The following is an 18,816-nucleotide window of genomic DNA, read 5'->3' as shown; positions in this document are numbered from 1 at the left end:
TGTTCTACTCCAAAATAAATCGTTCTGCTACAGTGTCTCCCAAGAAGAGACCCCTCTTTGTCATTCGGACACGATCACCGTCGATCTGCATAAGTCCTTGTTGAACCAAGTCTCTGATGATTTCGCCATAAAGTCCATCAAAGGATCGTCCGAATTTCTCCTCAAATCGCGCCATAGAAACCCCAGATTTTTTCCGGAGGCCTAGGAACATTTCTTCTTCCATCTGCTCCTTTTGAGTCAGGTGTTCTTCTGTTATCCGAGCATCTCCTGTCTCTACTGCATTGAGATAGTGGCGGATAGGACCGTGGTTTTTATAACGAATTCCGTCCACATAACCTGAAGCACCCGCACCGATACCATAATACTCGGCATTATCCCAGTACATGAGATTGTGGCGACTTTCAAAGCCAGGCTTGGAGAAATTCGAAATCTCATAATGCTCAAAACCAGCTCGCTCCAGTTCTGCGATGATGTACTCAAACATCTCCGCTTCCAGTTCCTCCTTGGGCAGGGGCAATTTCCCACGTCGCATGCGGTTCATAAAGACCGTATGGTTTTCCAAAATCAAGCTATAAAGGCTCATATGAGGAATATCAAGCGAGATAGCCTTAGCTACATTGTCCTTGACCTGAGCCATAGTTTGACCAGGTAGAGCGTAGATTAGATCGATGGAGATATTGTCAAAACCAGCCAGTTTGAGGCGGTCGATATTTTCATAAATATCCTTCTCCAAATGACTGCGCCCAATCTTTTTCAGCATTTTGTTATCAAAGGTTTGCACGCCTAGTGAAACACGATTGACTGGCGACTGTTTCAAAACTGCAATCTTATCTGCGTCCAAATCGCCTGGATTGGCCTCAATGGTCAACTCTTCTAAGGCTGACAAGTCTAGATTTTTAGTCAAACCATCCAGTAGCACTTCTAATTGCGGAGCTGACAAAGCTGTTGGCGTCCCACCTCCAATGTAGAGAGTTCGCAACTTTTGGATATCATAAGAACGAAACTCCTCTAGTAGATGCTTCAAGTAACTATCTACTGGTTGATTTTTAATAAAAACTTTTGAAAAGTCACAATAATAACAAATCTGTGTACAAAAGGGAATATGCACATAGGCGGACGTTGGTTTTTTCTGCATAGTACTTATTATACCACAAAGACAAGCTTGCAGATAAAAATCACCATCTCCAAAAACCAGAGATGGTGATGCATTATACTTCAGTAATATCGATGATGATTTCTTCTTGGTCTTCAGCAACGTCTGGAGTTGTTGACTGTTCTTGCCACTGCTCCTTGAGATTGTTAAAGGTTTCCTTTGACGCTTCTGTCGCTTGTCGAGCACAGGTTTTGGCTTGATCAAGGACACTGTCAAAAGTAATTTCACCAGATTCTACTTGTTCCTTTGTTTTCAGCACAAAGTCCGTTGCTTGTTCCTTCATTTCTGTCAATTTCTCACAGACTTGCTCTTTGGCATATTCTGGATCTTCTCTCAGATCATCTAGAAAATCTTGAGCTTGACTGCAAACTTGCTTGCCCTTGTCACTGGTTAAGAACAAGGCCAGAGCTGCACCTGAAACAGTTCCTAAAAGGATAGAGGATAGTTTTCCCATGAGATTTCTCCTTTTTTATTTTTTGAAAAATTTACTTGCGACACGGAGTGCAGATAATCCAGCACCCGTCTTAAGTGTTTTTGATCCAGCTGATGAAGCTTTCTTGCTCAAGACACGCGCTTGACTATTGAGGTCAGATACTGACTCAGATAAGTCTGCTACAGCCGTAAAGAGTGGGTCGATCGTCGCAACCTTAACATTGATATCGTCTACCAAGACATTAACTTTTACCAACAATTCATTGGTATGATGTAAGGTAACATCTACATCTGAAGACAAGGTTTTGATGGTTTTCTCCGTCTCATCAATCATTCGACCTGCTTTTTGAATGGTAATCGTCAGATAGACTAAACAAACGATCAGAGCAATGGCAACAAGAATATAAGCAACTTCTAACATTTAGTTTTCCTCCTCAGTATGATAGAAAGGGGCTTTCTTTCGATTTTGATAAAGTATGATGTAAACACCTAGTCCAATGAGGACAACTGATAACCATTGGGACACCCGCAGTCCAAAGAACATAAGACTATCTGTTCGCATTCCTTCTATAATCATACGACTAAAACCGTACCAAATCAAGTAGAAAGCAGTGATATGACCACGTCTGATTCCCTTCAATTTTCGTCTAAAAATCAGAATCAAAGCAAATCCAACCAGATTCCAAACCGACTCGAATAGGAAGGTTGGCTGACGGTAACTCCCATCAATATACATCTGATCACGAATGAAGCCTGGCAAATAATCCAGACTGTCTACCGCTGCACCGTAGGCTTCTTGGTTAAAGAAATTCCCCCAGCGGCCTAAACTTTGGGCAATCAGAACGCTCGGTGCCGCAATATCTAGAAAGTCCCAAGTATTGATTAATTTTCTATCCGCAAAGATATAGAGTACAATAGCTCCTGCTATCAAACCACCATAAATGGCCAAACCACCATTCCAGATGGCAATCACATCACCTGGATTTTGAAGATAGTAATCTAAGCGGAAGAGCACATAGTAAAGTCTGGCACCTAAAATTGCAACAGGAAAGGCAATTAAGATAAAATCTAGAATATCATCTGACAAAATCTTCTTTTTAGGAGCTTCTTTCATGGCAAGATAGACTGCCAAGACCAAGCCTGCCACAATACACAGGGCATACCAACGAATGGAAAAAGGACCGATTTCAAATGCAACTGGATTAATCATGTTTCACCTCATTTTGAGCGATCAGATTTGTCAAACGTTCTTCAAATAAACGTGTCGCATCAAAGCCCATTTCCTTAGCACGATAGTTCATTGCTGCCGCCTCAATAACAACAGAAATATTGCGTCCTGTTTTTACCGGAATGCGGATACGCGGAATGGCTACACCAGAAATTTCGAGTTCTTCGGCATTATTTCCTAGACGGTCAAAGGTCTTATGCGTATCATAATTTTCCAAATAAACTGCTAGTTGAACTTGTGAAGAATCTTTTACAGCACTTGCTCCGTAGAGACTCATCACATCAATAATCCCCACTCCACGGATCTCAAGTAAATGCCTCAAAATTTCAGCTGGCTCTCCCCAAAGGGTCATTTCGTCTTTTGCAAAAATATCTACACGATCATCTGCCACCAAACGGTGTCCACGTTTCACAAGTTCCAGACCAGTTTCACTCTTACCGATACCGCTATCCCCTTGGATCAAGACACCCATGCCATAAATGTCCATCAAGACGCCATGAACACTGGTCCGTTCTGCCAAACGAGAATCCAAATAGCTAGATAATTCTCCTGACAGGCGACTAGTAGCTGTTCGACTGGTTAAAATCGCAATCTTACATTCCCTGGCAGCTTTCAACATTTCTTCTGGAACTACTAAACCACGTGCAACAATAACCACTGGTGTTTCCGGTTGAAACATCTTGGTCAACACCTTATAACGGTTGTGAGAAGACATGGAGACTAAATAAGACCATTCCTTCATTCCCAATAGTTGAAGTCGCTCCGGAGTATAGTAATCAAAATACCCTGTCATTTCAAGACCTGGTCGAGAAATGTCCGCAGTATTGATTTCTTTTTCAAGTAAATCGCCTTCACCGTAAACAATGTCTAATCTGAGCTTTTCAATGACTTCTTTTACTAAAACCGACATAATTTCCTCCTTCAATCGAGTTCTCCCTACTATTATATCAAATTGTGGTAGGAAGTTTCCTTTTTTTGCAGGATTTACGGTATTTATTTAAAAGAAAAAGACTAGATTTCTCTAGCCTTTCATTTCAAATTAGAATTTTTTACGTTTACGAGCTGCTTCTGATTTACGTTTACGTTTTACAGAAGGTTTTTCATAGAATTCACGTTTGCGTGTTTCTTGAAGAGTACCAGCTTTAGTAACCGCACGTTTGAAACGACGAAGTGCATCGTCAAGAGATTCATTCTTACGTACTACTGTTTTAGACATTTTTTTCACTCCCTTCAAGTTCAAGATCTATTCCATTTTACACACAAAGTGAATAATTGTCAAGAGAAAAGCGACCATAAACTTTTATTATTTTTACTTTCTTCTTTTGAAGATGAAATAAATCACTAAGATGCAGAGAATCAATCCCAAAACAGCTGGTTTTACAATCGATATGCCACTTCCTCCACTAAATAAAAGACTATGGGCAACCTTCAGAAACGCTCCAATTACTACCGTTGCTAATAATCCATACCAACGTCTACTCCATGTTAAGGATATAATTGCCGTAAAAAATGCTAGAATCGTCGCCAGAATAATAACTTTTTCAATACTCCATCCGCTCGTAAAATAAGTCTTCTCAAAATTCAAAAACTCAATTACTTTTACATCAACTATTTCCGGCTTTGGGAACCAGAACATGCTAGTAAATAGGCAAAATATAGAAAAGAAAATCAGGCTATAGGATTTTTTATAAGCTCCCATTACAATTGGAATAATAAAGAGAGGGCGAATATACCAACTCAGAGTATTCTGGTGTCTAGTAAACGCCCACTCAAAGAAGCTCGTATCTGATAAAAAAACGACAATGGTAGTAATCGTTAGAAACAAGAAAACAATCCCACCTATTTTATCTAACGTTTTTATTTTCATAACTTTTCCCTTCTTGAATTCATAAAATTAATCTATCCATGGCAGATTCCCACTAAATGAATTATCAACCGCTAATCGTTTTATTGGTAAAATATTAATGTTCTTCCAACCACGCTGTTATTCTACCACGCTGTTATTCTATTGTCAAGATATCTATTTGCTCATCGTTAACGATAATTGCTTGGTGGTTATGAAGCGGTAGCAATTCAAGCTGCTTTTTATACATTTCAAAGGTCTTTTTGCTACTATCGGTAAAAGGTTCCTCACCATAATGTGGAAGGATATAAAAATCCACTTCATCCAATCCCGCTGTATCAGATAACTCTGTCGCTACCGTCTTGTCGTCCATGAGTTTATTGTAGTCAATATCCTTGGCTGTAATGATAGCCCCTGCTGATTCTCCCACATAGACCAACCCATCTCTTATTTGCTCTTTGATGAGAGATAGAAGTTGTTTTTTCTTTAATTCTTGTAATAAATAAAATGTATTCCCACCTGAGATATAAAGAATCTTGCTTTGGAAAATCTTTGCCTGAGCAGTTTCTCGATCACAAGAAGCAATATCTAGAACCTCTATCTCAAATCCTAAATCTTTGAATGTTTGCTGAGCCTCATCGATATAGGCAGTATAATCCTCTTTGTTCCCAGCGGTAGGAATAAATAAAACCTTGTTTTCTAGATTCTTTTCCTTTGCATAATCGCTAAAAAGCTTTGTGACTCCAGCAAAGTATGAACATAAAAATAATTGTTTCATGATGTACCTCCATTAATTTTTAACAATTTTATAAAGAATCCATGATCCCTTTCTTTGACTAGTTACGAGCTCAAATCCTACTGATAACAAGAATCGTCTAAATGCTTCTTCGCTTTGGACCTCTGGTAAAAAGTAAGACAACTTGTTATATTCACAAGCCAGTAAGAGCATCCCGTCTGATTTGAGTATTCTTCGAAGTTCCATAAAAGAAGCCTCTAGGTCCCTCCAATGAAAATGAGTTTGAAAGGCTGTGATTAAATCAACACTTTCATCAGAAAATCCTGTCTCACTAACATCTCTTCGTTCAAAATTTAGATTAGTCATCTCTATCTGTTTGGCTTGAGCTATTGCAGTATCTGAAATATCGATTCCAGTTATGATACTTTGCGGAAAAGTTTCTTTCAGTAGGATGGTTGAACGACCATTTCCAACTCCCACATCTAAGATTACAGGGTAAAATGTCCTATCCAGATGACGAATTGCCCATACAAACATGGGGAGGTAGGCTCTATTCCACAATTTCATCATTCGTTTTCCTAGAAAGCCCGAAGGGTTCTTTGATTGCTGAATTAAGCGACTAAATAGTAACATTAAAAGTAAAAAACAAATAAAACCAATTATATAAATCAAAATCGATCCTCCTCGTATAGCTATATTATACCACTTTAACAGGATAGTGAACAATTGAAGTAAAAAGCCACTCACTCCAAAGAGCAAGTGGTTCTTGTCATTTTACTTTTCAAGCAAGCTGAGCGCTTCAGCATCCGCAATAATAGTCACATCAGGGTGGTTTTGTAGGCTACTTGCTGGGAGATTCTCAGTCACTGGGCCTGATACTGTTCCAGCAATGGCCTCTGCTTTCGACTCACCATAAGCAAAGAGAATAATTGACTTTGCATCCAAGATGTTTTTAATCCCCATTGAGATGGCTTGAGTTGGAACGTCTTCAATCTTGTCAAAGAAGCGAGCATTGGCTTCAATTGTAGACTGGTCTAGGTCTACAAGGTGTGTCTGGCTATCAAAGGCAGTTCCTGGCTCATTAAATCCGATATGTCCATTGCGACCGATTCCCAAGATTTGAAAATCAACTGGATGGTCAACCAAAATTTGATTGTAGCGTTCTACTTCAGCTTCAGCATTGTCCTTAATCCCACGAGGCAAGAAACTTTCTTTAAATGGTTTTTGGTTGAATAAGTGTTCTTGCATAAAGTGGCGGTAAGACTGAGGATTGTCTCCGTCAAGTCCTACATACTCATCAAGGTTTACACTGGTTAGATTTGAAAAATCAAGGTCACTCTCAACGATTTCCTTGTAAAACTCAAGCGGACTGCTCCCTGTCGCAAGTCCTAATGTTTGAGCACCATTGGCCAATTTTTCCTTCAAAATCTCAAAAGCAACTTTTCCACCTTCAACTTGATTTTCAACTTTAATAACTTTCATCTTTTCATCCTCCGTTTTAATCTATATTCATTATATGGTATAGACCAATTTTTGTCAAGTGAAAACGATTTAATTTCTAAAAAAAGAGCGCCCAAACTTGAAACGTGTTATAATGGATAAGATTAGAACTTAGAAAGAATGATGAAAAAAATGAATACTGCTGATTTTGATTTCCACTTGCCAGAGGAATTAATTGCCCAAACGCCCCTTGAAAAACGAGATGCCTCCAAACTCCTTATCGTTAATCGTGAAACGGGAGAAATGAAGGATAAACACTTCCACTCTATTATCGATATGCTGGAACCTGGTGATGCTCTTGTCATGAATGACACCCGTGTTCTCCCTGCCCGCCTCTATGGTCAAAAGGAAGAAACTGGAGGCCATGTGGAGCTTCTCCTACTCAAAAATACCAGTGGAGATGAGTGGGAGGTTCTCGCCAAACCTGCCAAACGCCTCAAGGTTGGTTCTCGTGTCAACTTTGGTGATGGTCGCCTCAGCGCTGTCATCACGGAAGAATTGACCCACGGGGGCCGCATTGTCCGCTTTGAATACCAAGGAATTTTTCTAGAAGTCTTGGAAAGTCTCGGTGAAATGCCACTACCGCCCTACATCCACGAAAAACTAGATGACCGTGAACGCTATCAAACGGTCTACGCTAAAGAAAGTGGCTCTGCTGCTGCACCGACTGCTGGCCTCCACTTCACCAAAGAACTGCTAGCAGAAATCCAAGCCAAGGGTGTCCATTTAGTTTATTTGACTCTCCACGTTGGTTTAGGAACTTTTAGACCTGTTTCTGTGGACAATCTGGACGAGCATGAAATGCACTCAGAATTCTATCAACTTTCTGAGGAAGCAGCTGCCACCCTTCGCTCTGTTAAGGAAAATGGAGGTCGCATCATCGCTGTAGGAACTACTTCGATCCGCACACTGGAAACCATCGGTTCCAAGTTTAATGGGCAAATCCAAGCAGATTCTGGTTGGACCAATATCTTTATCAAACCAGGCTACGACTGGAAGGTTGTGGATGCTTTTTCAACCAACTTCCATCTGCCAAAATCAACTCTCGTCATGTTGGTTTCTGCCTTTGCAGGCCGTGACTTAGTCCTAGATGCCTATCACCATGCCATCCAAGAATACTATCGTTTCTTCAGTTTCGGCGATGCCATGTTTATCTATTAATTCTCATAAGCAAAAAACGCATAGAATCAGATTTGATTCTATGCGTTTTGTAATGGATAACTTTATTAGTTAATTTATTGTAAAGGTTGGATCTTTCAAACTTTGAACACTGGCATTGATAACTGCTCCAATAATCAAAATCTTAGCAATAAGAATAAACCAGAACATCATGACTACCACGATGATGGAACTGAAAAATCGGACATCCACTAGGTGATTGACATAGTTATTAAAATAGACAGAAAAGATATTCAATAAACCGATAAGAGTTAGCAAAACAAAGACACTTCCTGGTAAAACATAGCGGATTCGTGGTGCTTTTACTTTTGGAAGGAAATAGTAAATCATGACTAGAATGGCAAAGATCAAGGCATAGACCAGAGGGCCTGTAAAATCTTGCAGGTAGGAAAATAACGGACTATCTGATTGCCAGTAAGTTTTGAGGAGGTTGAGCAACATACGACCAAACATACTCAAAAACAAGGCCAAGGCAAAAAGAATCTGCAAGCCGAGGCTAACAAGCAAACTCATCAACTGATGGGAGATAATCCCTCGACTTTTGGTCACTCCATAGGCTTTGTTAAAAGCTTTTTGGAGGAAATCCATTGATTTCGAAAAGGTCCAGAGTGCAGATAAAACGGCAAAACTCAGCAAACCAGTTGATGGTTGAGTCAGAACTTCTCGGACAATCTTGGCGACCACATCATACACTGTATCAGGCAAAAATTCCTTGATTGTCAGTAAGAAATTTGAGACCGGAATCTGAAAATAAGGCAAGATATTGACCATTATCATTAGTAAAGGAAAGATTGAAACCAACCAATAGTAGGCAACCGCAACACTGGTCAACTCACTATCAGATGCTTGATAATAATGCAAAAAAGCTTTCAATAAGGGCCTGTTCATCAGCTCTTTCCACCACTTTTTCATGTTTCATCCTCCGTCATTTTCATCATCATCTAAGTTCTTCTGATTAAATCTAGCATATCATAAGGCAAGGTATTTGCAGCCTCTTTCAGAGAATAATTTTCTAAATTATTCACATTTTGTCGTAGTTTTTTGGCATACTTGGCTGTTATCAGTTTAGCTTCTTCGTATTCAAAGATTGCCTTACGTTCGAGATAGTAGCCTCGTAGCATTTCATCGATGTTGTTTGGTTTGATGCGATTGATAACCCGCTCAACAAAGGCACCGCTTCCGATAATGGCCGTCTCGCGTAGACGAGACTCTTGCATAAAACTAATCAGAGAACTCTTGTAAACCCCTTTGAGGTTTTCCAAACTCTCGATAATCAGCTCTGTATTTTCCAAATACAACTCTGAAATCTGATCATAGTCAACTGCTAGTAGTTTATGAGATTCTTCGTTCATCCAACTACGGAAAGTTTTGCCAAAGGTAAACATTTCATGGAGTAGAAAGCGCAGTATCCGTAAGGAAACTAGGAAATAATAAGTCACTCTAGAAGCGAAATTCCGATTGATACTCTGCTCCATGTTTTTTAGGTAACGTTGGTAAACTCGATAGCCACGCTCGCTGATTCTATTTTCTTCGTAGGCTTGCTCCAAACCGTCACTCTCAATACTCAAGATAAGAAGCTTGAGAGACTCCCAGTCCTCTTGGACTCTTTTATTTTCCTGACTAAGGATGAGGTTTTCAATCCGACCATGATAGTTATCAATAGCTGCATAAAGAGGAAGTTTATTCTTGTGATGGTCCAGTTCTTTTTCTAATTCTGCAGCTACATCATTCAAAATCGCAATATGCATCAAATGGTCCTTGCTTTCCTCTTGTTCCTCAGATAAGTGAGGGAGAACCAGTAAACCTGTTAGAAAGCTTAATAGTGTAACGCCTGCTACGAGAAAGAGCAACAGAGGATACTCCTGCTCCAAATGACTTGGTATGAGGAGAATGGTCGCGATAGATACTGTCCCTTTGACACCAGAGAAGGTCAAAAGAAGCATATCTTTCATGTACTTATGAATTTTTTTCTTAAGTCGACGCGTCCTCACAAAGTAAAAACCAGCAATCATGACAAAGCGGATCGCAAAAAGTATGAAGGTCAGAACGACAACTGAAAGCAGTAAAAGAAGGGGATTGTAGAGAGAATTAGACAAAATTGGCTCTGCTATCAACTCTAATTCCATTCCCAAGAGAACAAAGACTGATCCATTTAGCATAAAGGTCACGGTATGCCAGACGGTCTCCGTCACGGTGTCTACCTGAGCCTCAAGGAGCGTAATTTTTTTGAATCGACTAGCCTTCAAAATACCTGCAACCACTACTGCGATAATCCCTGAAACATGAAACTCTTCTGCGATGAAAAAGGTCATGAGTGGCAAACTTAGCTCTAGCAATAGTTCACTGGCTATATCTATCGCTCGCACACTCAGTAAAAAGCTATGCAAAAAACGATTGACCATAGCCGTCACAAAACCGACTACAAAACCACCAAGGATAGAAAGTGCTAGGGAAGTCCCAGCTTGGCTTAGAGAAAAGGTTCCTGTTGTCCAAGCAGCCAGAGCCATCTGAAAGGCAACCAAACCAGAAGCGTCATTTAAGAGTCCTTCCCCTTTTAGGATATTAGAAACCCGTTTGGGAAAACGAAAACGTTCAGAAAGAGATGCGAAGGCAACCAAATCTGTTGGCCCAAGTGCCGCTCCAACTGCTAAACAGGCCGCCAAAGGAAGAGTCATCCAAAGGAAGTGAGCCATGCCCCCCAAGCTTAAAGTCGAGATAAAAATCACAGGAAAAATCAGAAAAACGACAATCCGCCAGTGCTTCAAAATGGACGTAATATCCGCTTCTTCTGCCTCCCGGAAAAGTAAGGGACCAATAACCATGGCCAGAAACAGCTCTGTATTGAGATGAAAGTCCGCATCAGGAACAAATAAGCCAATCCCAATCCCCAAAAGAATTTGTACAAGAGGAAGGGGCAAAAAAGGGAGAAGTTTATTAGTCGTGGTTGAAATGATTAAGACAAATAAAAATAGAATCAAGTAAATGAGTAATTCCACACAATTCCTCCTTAATCTTTTTTACAACAAGATTCAAAAATCTCCTTTTGCTCTTGGATTTTCTGATCAATCTTAGAACAGTCTTTGTGCTCAATTTTTTTCTGGCATCGTTCCATTTCAAGAGCCACTAATTTTTTCTTGATTTTAAGCATCTTTTTGCTCATATGTGCTTCGTCGAGCACCCCGACTGCTCGCTCGTGATGCGTTGACTCGACAAAATTTTGGCGCATTGCCTCAAGCTTCTCACGAAGGTATTGTTTATCCATGTCTGTACCCTTCTAATTTTTCAATCATAACTAAAAACGGTGGATTATTAACTTGGTTGAGAGTCCGATAAATGGCAGCTGTATACTCTTGTTGGTTCAACTGGCTAACAAAATCCAATACAGCATCCCTCTCAGTATCTCCTCCTTCATGACCATAGTAGATCATAATGGCAATCCGTCCTCCTTTGACAAGCAAGTGACATAGCTTTTCTAAGGCTTTGATAGTAGTCTGAGGTTGGGTGATGACGGACTTGTCAGCAGAAGGTAAATAACCAAGATTAAAAATCCCTGCCTTAGCTTCTGTCACAAACTGGTCTAGTGTCTCGTGACCTTTCAAGATTAACTGGGCATTTGTCATTCCAGCCTGATCCAAACGCTCTTGCGTCTTCTCCAAAGCCTGCTCCTGGATATCAAAGGCATAGACTTGCTTGGCTAGCTTGGCTAAAAAAAGGGTATCGTGGCCATTACCCATGGTCGCATCCACTACAATATCCTCTTTTGTCACAACCTCAGCCAAAAAATCATGTGCCATCTCAAGTGGTCTTTTCATTTTTAAACTCCTGTTTTACAGCCTTGCATCCTTGCACACTTCCACGACGGCGCATCTCAGTTTCAATAGCATTTAGCACTTCCCATTTATTGAGGCTCCACATAGGACCAATCAACATATCTCTCGGTGCATCTCCTGTAATTCGATGGATGACGATATGCTTGGGAATGATTTCCAACTGGTCACAAATGACCTTGACATACTCGTCCTGACTCATCAGTTGCAAACGTCCTTCGTGGTAATCTCGCTGCATCCGTGTATTGGTCATGAGGTGAAGCAAGTGCAGTTTAATTCCTTGAATATCATTATCTGTAACACAGCGACGGACATTTTCAACCATCATCTCATGGGTTTCCCCAGGAAGACCGTTAATCAAATGGGAAACAATTTCAATCTTGGGATATTTTCTCAAGCGTTTTACAGTTTCAACATACAATTCATAAGAATGGGCACGGTTAATCAGGTCAGAGGTTGCTTCAAAAGTAGTCTGTAAGCCCAATTCTACCGTCACATGCATGCGTTCCGACAACGCAGCCAAATATTCGATGGTTTCATCGGGTAAACAGTCTGGGCGCGTTCCGATATTGATTCCTACTACACCTGGCTCATTTATAGCCTGCTCGTAACGTTCTCGAATCACTTCCACCTTTTCATGGGTGTTGGTAAAGTTTTGGAAATAAACCAAGTACTTCTGAACATCTGGCCACTTGCGGTGCATAAAGTCAATTTCCTTATAAAATTGCTCACGAATAGGAGCATCCGGTGCCACGATGGCATCTCCAGAACCTGAAACCGTACAAAAAGTACAACCACCATGAGCTACAGTTCCATCACGATTTGGACAGTCAAATCCCGCATCAATAGGAACTTTGAAAGTCTTTTCTCCAAAAAGTTTTCGATAATAATCATTCAAGGTATTATAAGATTTCATAACTTTCATTATAACAAAAAACACCTACAATCTCAAAAGCCTGACTTTCCAACAAATTCCCTTGTTTCTCATTTCCTTTAGCGTTTTTTTATGATACAATATGGGTATGATTTTAATGAAAATAGCATCTATTTTATTATTGATATTAACCTTGGTGGTTTGCTTTATTGTCACCAAGCTTTTCGGACTTAGGAAAATAGGATTTAATTTCGCGGATCTAGCTTTTCCACTTTTGGTATTCGAGTACTATCTGATCACTGCTAAAGCCTTTACCCACAACTTTCTACCGCGACTTGGAGTCGCACTTTCTCTCCTAGCAATCCTCCTTGTAGTCTTTTTCCTTGTCAAAAAACGAAGTTTTTATTATCCTAAATTCATCAAATTCTTCTGGAGAGCCGGTTTTCTCCTTACCTTAATCATCTACATAGCTATGATTGTCGAATTGATGATGCTCCCATAAAAAATATTCCCTCAGACAGCTGTCTAAGGGAATGTTTTTATCTTCATACTTACTTTCTAAGCTCTACCAAGATACTTTTTCTTATTTCCTAAATGTCAAGGCGTAGAATTTGCCATCCCAAAGAAGTTTCATTTCCTTTTCCTTAACTTCGCTTGGAACAGCATTCTCAATTTCACTCAAGTCAACAGTAGCATCTTTAAAATAATCCTTACTAAAATGATTTTTCTTATATTGCTGATCCACATAGTCAGCCGTCTCATCTGCAATTAAAATCTTAGTCCCTGGCTTCGCTACTCGTAGCATTTCCTGCATAGCCTTGGCCTTATCATTGAAAAAATTGATTCCGCCAATATGGTAGACAATGTCAAAACTATTATCCGCAAAGGGTAGATCCTCCGCGCAAGCATGGAAAAGTTGCAAATTGGTCTTTTTAGCACAAGATTTCTGGCATTTTTTAAGCATACTGATAGAAATATCTACCCCTACAAAGTCTAAACTTTTCAGGTCGATTGTCTCAGGAATATAACGTAGGTCTTGACTAGTCCCGATAGAGACATAAAGAACAGATAAATTATCTTTCCATTCTATTTCCTCCATCAGATCCCTTCTCAACTTATCAATTGCCTTGCCATGGAGAAGTGGTCCTATCCATTTCTCACTCATATCGTACCAGCGAGCCATACGGTTATACATGGTCATGTATTTAGCATTATCTCCAGATAAATAATCTGGATTAAGAGATAGATAGATAGCCCCATCTTTTTGAAAATTTTCTACCTCCAAACCTGGCTTCAATTTATCTTGTAATCTTGTTTCAATCATATGTAACATCTCCTTTTCTATTTGTCACCTATTATAGTGGAATTCATCGCAAAAACAATAGCTTTTTAGTAAGTGGCAACTATCCACTTGTATCTGGTAGTAGAACCAGGGTTAGTTACAAAAAAAACAAGTGCCAATTTCCATTGACACTTGTTTTCACTTTTAAACTGTGTTGCAAAATTTCGTGAAAGATACCGTTTAAAAAACTTAATCTTCTTTTTTGCGTCTTGCCAAGAATCCTGTTCCCAATCCAAGAAGGGCGATTCCAGCTGCTAGAGCCACTTGGTTAGACTCGCTTCCTGTATTAGGCAATTCCCCACCTTTTTTAGGTTTACCTGGTTCATTTGGTTTGCCAGGTGTTGGTTTTTCAGGAGTGTGTGTATTTGTAATGTTGTAACCTTCTACTGAAGCTGTATAACCATCTGGAACATTCACTTCTTCAACAGTGTAGGTAATCTCCTTACCTTCTCGATAACGATCAAGACCTGTAAACTCATAAGTCCAGCCACTTGTTTCTGACACTGTAGCTGTCTGACCAGTTTCCTTACCATCTGCAAGAAGTTTTACGGTGATAGATGCTGGACGGATGCCATCTTTGTTATCTTCATCTTTCCAGATCTTATGACCTTTTACAGCTGTTTTCTCTGGAGTATGTTCGTTGGTAATGGTGTACTTGCCATCCTTATCTGTAGTGATGGTTGCTTTGTATTCTGTCATAGCAGTTTCTTTGACAGTATACTTGATTTCTTTACCATTCTCATACTTAGGAAGTTTTTTAGATTCGAACTTCCAGCCAGTTTTTTCTGAAACTTCAATTTCTTGAACAACTTTTTCTCCGTTAAGAATTTGAACTTTCACTGATGTTGTACGTTTACCGTCTTGGTTGTTGTTATCTTTCCAAACCTTAGTTCCTGAAAGAACAACTGTTTCTGGGTTATAGGTATTTGTCACTACTTGACCAGTCACAGAGGATTCATAACCAGCTGGTACATCCACTTCTTCGATAGAGTATGTGATTTCTTTACCAGCTTCGTATTGTGGAAGTTTTGTGAAGGATGCTACCCAAGTGTTATCGTCTGTCTTATCCTTAGCTGTCAAGGTCAATTTCTTACCTTCAACGGCTACTGGTTTAGATCCATCTACAGATTTGAAAAGTTGAACGGTTACGGACTCAGGACGTTTGCCGTCTTGGTTGTTCGCATCCTTCCATACTTTTGTTACCTTGTAGTCAATTTCTTTAGGAGCATATTTGTTTGTGATTGTAAAGTCTGTAATAGTTGATTCGTATTCTGCTACGGCTTCCTCTGTTACAGTGTATTTGATTTCTTTTCCAGTTTTATATTTTGCTAATTTCGTGAATTCGACAGTCCAAGTTCCGTCTGCGGCTGCTTGAACTTCTTTCGAATCAACTTTCTGACCGTCTGCTAAAAGATTGATTGTAATCTTAGTAGGACGTTTGCCGTCTTGGTTATTAGCGTCATCCCAGTTCTTAGTTGCTTTTACATCAACTGTTTCTGGTGAATAGCTATTTGTGATAGTGAATCCAGATGCAGCATCACCAGTAACTTCAGAAGTGTAACCAGCAACAGTTACTTCTACTACCGTGTACTGGATAGGTGTGCCGCCTTTATCAGCATCAAGGTCTTTGAAGCTTCCAGCCCAACCGTTTGCGGCATTGAGCTCAAGTGTCTTACCAGTATCTTGACCATCCGCAAGCAATTTAACTGTGACAGAAGATGGGCGTTTACCATCTTGGTTGTTCTCGTCCTTCCATACTTTCTTCACAGGAACTTCCGTTTTTGTTGGAGTGTAAGTATTCTCGAAAGCTTTTTCGTCATCGTAAGAAACAGTTGCTTCAAGTGCACCTTTGCCCTTATCTATTACAGTAACAGTAACTGTAGCCGTAACAGTTTTAGTATCGTACTTGATGCTTGTATCACTGCCAACTTTTTCAGCAATTTTAAAGGTATAAGTCCCTGCTTTGTCAAATTCCAATTCTGAGAAAGCAATGTTTCCGTCTTTGTCATTCTTCACAGTTTCTTTCACCTTACCATCTTGGTCTGTTAAAGTGAATTCAAACTCTTCAGCCTTCAACTCACGACCTGTAAGTTTTTTATTAGCTTTAATCTTAACTTTAGCTTTGCTACGTTTATTTGTAACTGTTTTGATAGCTCCATCTTGTCCAACAGTCATCTCAAATGGAGTAGAATTCAACTCATATCCCTCAGGAGCTTCAATCTCGGTTACTGTAAAGTTCCCTTTCTTGATATCACTTTCTGAGTAAATAGATGACTCAGCAATTCCGTCATCATTTGTCGTTACAATTTCCTCTTTAGCCGTAGCACCTGCCGGAGGAGTAATCTTAAATTTTGCTCCTTTTAGACGGTCATGAGTCAGCTCGTCGACCTTGTAAAGAATGATACGGTAACCAGTTTCTAACTGAATTGTACCACCAGAAGCAACGACTGAGTTTCCGATTTGCTTAACGACTGTCTTATTACTATAGTCGTCATATGTTAGAATCTGGTCATCACCCTTCATTTCAGCATTGTTTTGGACTTGCGTGCCATCAGCTGGAGCACTTGTTTTATAATTAATTCGAAATGCTGCTGGTTTACCGTTCTTCGCAAGAATTGAAGATGCATTGTTAATTGTTAAAGTAAATTCTGTGTAAGAATCATTCCATTTTACTTGGTAATCCTTACCAGCTTCTAAAACCATTTCATCTTTCAAATAATAATATTGATCATACCAACCTGCCGTGACGCTAAATGTTTCAGGGATCATCTGCATTGGCGAAGCGTTTGGATCTACCCAGTCATGAATTTCAATTTTATTATAGGCTGCTTGTTTCGGATTAACACGAACATACCAGCTGTGTAAGTATTTTCCACTCTTATTTAGAGCCTTTGATGTCCAATCCTCTTTGTAAATCAAACCATGATATTTATTGAAATTAGCTCGACCGATTCCTTCAGAATAATCAGCCGTATCACCTTTTTTAACCTTGATTTGATGGGTGATTTCATTTATGGTTTCCGTTTTATCAAAACGAAGCGTTTCATTGCTTAATTCATTTTTAGAACTAAAACCAACAAAGAAATTCCCTTTAACGTTTTGGACTTGATAGCCACCTTTTTTCTCAAGATAGGTTTTCAGATTTTTTAATGTAATAGTTGCCTTACCACCATTATTATCCCCGTTTGATACAATTTGAGTTTCTCCGATAACGAGATCTGTTTCCCTATCTTTTAAATCAAAAGTTTCATTTCTAACAGTTAAAGGGCTCGGAACAGTAAAGGTAAAGGTATCACCGTCCTCTAATTTACCATCATAGGCGCTCAAATCGTAATCAACAGTGAATTTATAATTTGAGTAGTTATGATGTTCAGGAGAAAGTGTATAAACACCATTCGCATCTGGTTTTATAAACTTACCATTATCAACCTCCCAAATTCCAATATTACTGATAACGTTCTTCAGTTCCTTTGCTTGAACTGAATTTGGAGCAAAGATTATCCCTAGCAAACAGGCCAGAGAAGTTAGGATGGGTAACCAGAATTTCTTGTTCTTCATAATCTTCCTTTCTAAATTACCGAAAACATTAAACCGACAAACTATGATTATAAAATCTCAACACTCATCTCCTTTCGAATTCGTTGAAATCCATGAGGGTTATTGAATAAGTTGCATCATATTAACATATATCATAACTATATATAAGTGCAATATTTATCATATTTGTTCTATTTTTAATATAGAAACCTCCTTCAATTTCATTATAAAACAAAATTAACTTTTTTTGTAATATTATGAGGTTATTGCCTTTTGAAAATATTGACACAGTGTAAAATTACTGCCATAAAAACTAATTCTTTCATCAGACTGAAGTTTCTTTAAGTATAGTGTACACATACGAACAACTTCTCTTTTAAACAAACAGAAAGAAACATTGCACAAAACATTCCATTTATTTATAAGTTTGATACACCTTAATAATTATCCAAACTATTTTATATAAGTAAAACTCAGAAGAAATCTAGTAATAGTCATATCCCATCCTGATAAATAGTTTAATTTAGCATATTTCATTATTCTGAACCATAAAAAAAGACCAGGGGGTTATCCCTGATCTTTCTTTACTGTACTTATTGGCTACTAAATGAGATTAGTCTTCTTTTCTTCGTTTAGTTGCTACAAGACCTGCACCTAAAGCTAGAAGAGCTAAACCTGCTGCTAATGCAGCTTGTCCAGATTCACTTCCAGTGTTTGGTAGGTTAGGATTTTCTGGTTCAGTTTGGTCCGTTACTACTAACTTACCATCCTTGAACTCAACCTGATTTCCACTAGCATTTACCACTGTTACAGTTCCGTCGTAGTTAACTTGGAATGTAATATCTGTTACTGCTAAGTATCCAGTTGGAGCGGCTTCTTCATGGAAAGTATATACTCCCGGAGTCAAATCAAGTACATGTGATTGATTGGCTTTTGAAGTCCATTCAGCCACAGGATTACCTGCAACTTTTTCTCCTCGGAAAATTTGGATTTTTGCACCCGCGATTTCTTCACCCGCTAGATTTACCTTGCTAAAGGTAATCTTACGTGGAAGGTCATCGTCTTTATCCGTTACTGTAACAGTTGAACCGTTGGTTACGACCTTGTTGTCTTCACCCTTAGAGTCTTTCTCGCCGACATTGGTTACTTCTACTGTTCCGTCAGT

Annotated in this window: 20 protein-coding genes; 2 read left to right on the top strand and 18 right to left on the bottom strand. The window is 39.3% G+C overall.

Going from position 1 to position 18,816, the window contains the following annotated elements; genetic code table 11:
- Window positions 1–4 precede the first annotated feature (4 nt).
- The 10 genes from hemW to Q4443_RS00055 form a co-directional block, all read right to left on the bottom strand.
- Complete coding sequence (hemW, locus tag Q4443_RS00100; protein WP_001170102.1) at window positions 5–1,135, bottom strand: radical SAM family heme chaperone HemW; 1,131 nt, start codon at window positions 1,133–1,135, stop codon at window positions 5–7.
- 73 nt (window positions 1,136–1,208) lie between these two features.
- A complete protein-coding gene (locus Q4443_RS00095; RefSeq protein WP_303407818.1) occupies window positions 1,209–1,607 on the bottom strand; it encodes a YtxH domain-containing protein in 399 nt (132 codons plus the stop codon).
- 15 nt (window positions 1,608–1,622) lie between these two features.
- Window positions 1,623–2,006 carry a DUF948 domain-containing protein gene (locus Q4443_RS00090; RefSeq protein ID WP_049538298.1) on the bottom strand — a complete coding sequence of 128 codons (384 nt, stop codon included), beginning with the start codon at window positions 2,004–2,006 and terminating at the stop codon, window positions 1,623–1,625.
- Window positions 2,007–2,795, bottom strand: a complete 789-nt coding sequence (lgt, locus tag Q4443_RS00085; protein ID WP_303407817.1) for a prolipoprotein diacylglyceryl transferase — start codon at window positions 2,793–2,795, stop codon at window positions 2,007–2,009.
- Window positions 2,788–3,723: an HPr(Ser) kinase/phosphatase gene (gene hprK, locus Q4443_RS00080; protein WP_303407816.1), complete on the bottom strand. Its 936-nt coding sequence runs from the start codon at window positions 3,721–3,723 to the stop codon at window positions 2,788–2,790. Before hprK ends, lgt begins: the two co-directional genes overlap by 8 nt.
- A 129-nt stretch (window positions 3,724–3,852) precedes the next feature.
- Window positions 3,853–4,029 (bottom strand): 30S ribosomal protein S21, encoded by a 177-nt coding sequence (gene rpsU / locus Q4443_RS00075; RefSeq protein WP_000048054.1) that lies wholly within the window; start codon window positions 4,027–4,029, stop codon window positions 3,853–3,855.
- Window positions 4,030–4,122: 93 nt separating this feature from the next.
- Window positions 4,123–4,680, bottom strand: coding sequence for a hypothetical protein (locus tag Q4443_RS00070; RefSeq protein ID WP_198459442.1), 558 nt, complete (start codon window positions 4,678–4,680; stop codon window positions 4,123–4,125).
- Between the two features lie 133 nt (window positions 4,681–4,813).
- On the bottom strand, window positions 4,814–5,434 hold the full coding sequence (locus Q4443_RS00065) for a Type 1 glutamine amidotransferase-like domain-containing protein (RefSeq protein WP_198459441.1): 621 nt from the start codon (window positions 5,432–5,434) through the stop codon (window positions 4,814–4,816).
- A 12-nt stretch (window positions 5,435–5,446) separates the two neighbouring features.
- Window positions 5,447–6,064, bottom strand: coding sequence for a class I SAM-dependent methyltransferase (locus Q4443_RS00060; RefSeq protein WP_303407815.1), 618 nt, complete (start codon window positions 6,062–6,064; stop codon window positions 5,447–5,449).
- A gap of 102 nt (window positions 6,065–6,166) precedes the next feature.
- On the bottom strand, window positions 6,167–6,874 hold the full coding sequence (locus tag Q4443_RS00055) for a glucosamine-6-phosphate deaminase (protein ID WP_000864600.1): 708 nt from the start codon (window positions 6,872–6,874) through the stop codon (window positions 6,167–6,169).
- A 150-nt stretch (window positions 6,875–7,024) separates the two neighbouring features.
- Here Q4443_RS00055 and queA point away from each other — a divergent pair, with 150 nt between their 5' ends.
- Complete coding sequence (gene queA / locus Q4443_RS00050; protein ID WP_303407885.1) at window positions 7,025–8,053, top strand: tRNA preQ1(34) S-adenosylmethionine ribosyltransferase-isomerase QueA; 1,029 nt, start codon at window positions 7,025–7,027, stop codon at window positions 8,051–8,053.
- A 69-nt stretch (window positions 8,054–8,122) separates the two neighbouring features.
- On the opposite strand, the gene Q4443_RS00045 is transcribed toward queA, so the two are convergent.
- Genes Q4443_RS00045 through Q4443_RS00025 form a run of 5 tightly spaced genes read right to left on the bottom strand, consistent with a single transcriptional unit; the run spans window position 8,123 to window position 12,823 of the window.
- Complete coding sequence (locus Q4443_RS00045) at window positions 8,123–8,983, bottom strand: YihY/virulence factor BrkB family protein (RefSeq protein WP_254725532.1); 861 nt, start codon at window positions 8,981–8,983, stop codon at window positions 8,123–8,125.
- Between the two features lie 29 nt (window positions 8,984–9,012).
- On the bottom strand, window positions 9,013–11,067 hold the full coding sequence (locus tag Q4443_RS00040; protein ID WP_303407814.1) for a sodium:proton antiporter: 2,055 nt from the start codon (window positions 11,065–11,067) through the stop codon (window positions 9,013–9,015).
- An 11-nt stretch (window positions 11,068–11,078) separates the two neighbouring features.
- Entirely contained in the window at window positions 11,079–11,333 is a 255-nt protein-coding gene (locus Q4443_RS00035) for a hypothetical protein (protein WP_000361094.1), read from the bottom strand.
- Window positions 11,326–11,883 (bottom strand): class I SAM-dependent methyltransferase, encoded by a 558-nt coding sequence (locus Q4443_RS00030; protein WP_049519271.1) that lies wholly within the window; start codon window positions 11,881–11,883, stop codon window positions 11,326–11,328. The genes Q4443_RS00035 and Q4443_RS00030 overlap by 8 nt, the downstream gene beginning before the upstream one ends.
- The gene (locus tag Q4443_RS00025) at window positions 11,867–12,823 is read right to left on the bottom strand and encodes a TIGR01212 family radical SAM protein (protein ID WP_049519269.1); all 957 of its coding nucleotides are present in this window, start codon (window positions 12,821–12,823) and stop codon (window positions 11,867–11,869) included. The genes Q4443_RS00030 and Q4443_RS00025 overlap by 17 nt, the downstream gene beginning before the upstream one ends.
- Before the next feature lie 91 nt (window positions 12,824–12,914).
- Between Q4443_RS00025 and Q4443_RS00020 the strand changes: the two genes are divergently transcribed.
- Entirely contained in the window at window positions 12,915–13,274 is a 360-nt protein-coding gene (locus Q4443_RS00020) for a DUF3397 domain-containing protein (RefSeq protein ID WP_000525394.1), read from the top strand.
- Between the two features lie 81 nt (window positions 13,275–13,355).
- On the opposite strand, the gene Q4443_RS00015 is transcribed toward Q4443_RS00020, so the two are convergent.
- The 3 genes from Q4443_RS00015 to Q4443_RS00005 all read right to left on the bottom strand — a co-directional run.
- Window positions 13,356–14,096, bottom strand: coding sequence for a class I SAM-dependent methyltransferase (locus Q4443_RS00015; protein WP_303407813.1), 741 nt, complete (start codon window positions 14,094–14,096; stop codon window positions 13,356–13,358).
- 207 nt (window positions 14,097–14,303) lie between these two features.
- Window positions 14,304–17,672, bottom strand: coding sequence for a Cna B-type domain-containing protein (locus Q4443_RS00010; RefSeq protein ID WP_303407812.1), 3,369 nt, complete (start codon window positions 17,670–17,672; stop codon window positions 14,304–14,306).
- 592 nt (window positions 17,673–18,264) lie between these two features.
- Window positions 18,265–18,816 (bottom strand): prealbumin-like fold domain-containing protein (locus Q4443_RS00005; RefSeq protein WP_303407811.1); only part of this gene is annotated, 552 nt, incomplete at its 5' end.

The sequence above is a fragment of the Streptococcus sp. GP0011 genome (genome assembly GCF_030546305.1).
Classification (GTDB): domain Bacteria; phylum Bacillota; class Bacilli; order Lactobacillales; family Streptococcaceae; genus Streptococcus.
Note: the sequence above shows the minus strand (reverse complement) of the source record. Positions and strands in the feature narration are given on the sequence as shown.

Coding starts and splice junctions, on each gene's coding strand:
- hemW (WP_001170102.1), bottom strand. CDS start 1,135: ATGCAGAAAAAACCAACGTCCGCCTATGTGCATATTCCCTTTTGTACA.
- Q4443_RS00095 (WP_303407818.1), bottom strand. CDS start 1,607: ATGGGAAAACTATCCTCTATCCTTTTAGGAACTGTTTCAGGTGCAGCT.
- Q4443_RS00090 (WP_049538298.1), bottom strand. CDS start 2,006: ATGTTAGAAGTTGCTTATATTCTTGTTGCCATTGCTCTGATCGTTTGT.
- lgt (WP_303407817.1), bottom strand. CDS start 2,795: ATGATTAATCCAGTTGCATTTGAAATCGGTCCTTTTTCCATTCGTTGG.
- hprK (WP_303407816.1), bottom strand. CDS start 3,723: ATGTCGGTTTTAGTAAAAGAAGTCATTGAAAAGCTCAGATTAGACATT.
- rpsU (WP_000048054.1), bottom strand. CDS start 4,029: ATGTCTAAAACAGTAGTACGTAAGAATGAATCTCTTGACGATGCACTT.
- Q4443_RS00070 (WP_198459442.1), bottom strand. CDS start 4,680: ATGAAAATAAAAACGTTAGATAAAATAGGTGGGATTGTTTTCTTGTTT.
- Q4443_RS00065 (WP_198459441.1), bottom strand. CDS start 5,434: ATGAAACAATTATTTTTATGTTCATACTTTGCTGGAGTCACAAAGCTT.
- Q4443_RS00055 (WP_000864600.1), bottom strand. CDS start 6,874: ATGAAAGTTATTAAAGTTGAAAATCAAGTTGAAGGTGGAAAAGTTGCT.
- queA (WP_303407885.1), top strand. CDS start 7,025: ATGAATACTGCTGATTTTGATTTCCACTTGCCAGAGGAATTAATTGCC.
- Q4443_RS00045 (WP_254725532.1), bottom strand. CDS start 8,983: ATGAAAAAGTGGTGGAAAGAGCTGATGAACAGGCCCTTATTGAAAGCT.
- Q4443_RS00035 (WP_000361094.1), bottom strand. CDS start 11,333: ATGGATAAACAATACCTTCGTGAGAAGCTTGAGGCAATGCGCCAAAAT.
- Q4443_RS00030 (WP_049519271.1), bottom strand. CDS start 11,883: ATGAAAAGACCACTTGAGATGGCACATGATTTTTTGGCTGAGGTTGTG.
- Q4443_RS00025 (WP_049519269.1), bottom strand. CDS start 12,823: ATGAAAGTTATGAAATCTTATAATACCTTGAATGATTATTATCGAAAA.
- Q4443_RS00020 (WP_000525394.1), top strand. CDS start 12,915: ATGGGTATGATTTTAATGAAAATAGCATCTATTTTATTATTGATATTA.
- Q4443_RS00015 (WP_303407813.1), bottom strand. CDS start 14,096: ATGATTGAAACAAGATTACAAGATAAATTGAAGCCAGGTTTGGAGGTA.
- Q4443_RS00010 (WP_303407812.1), bottom strand. CDS start 17,672: ATGAAGAACAAGAAATTCTGGTTACCCATCCTAACTTCTCTGGCCTGT.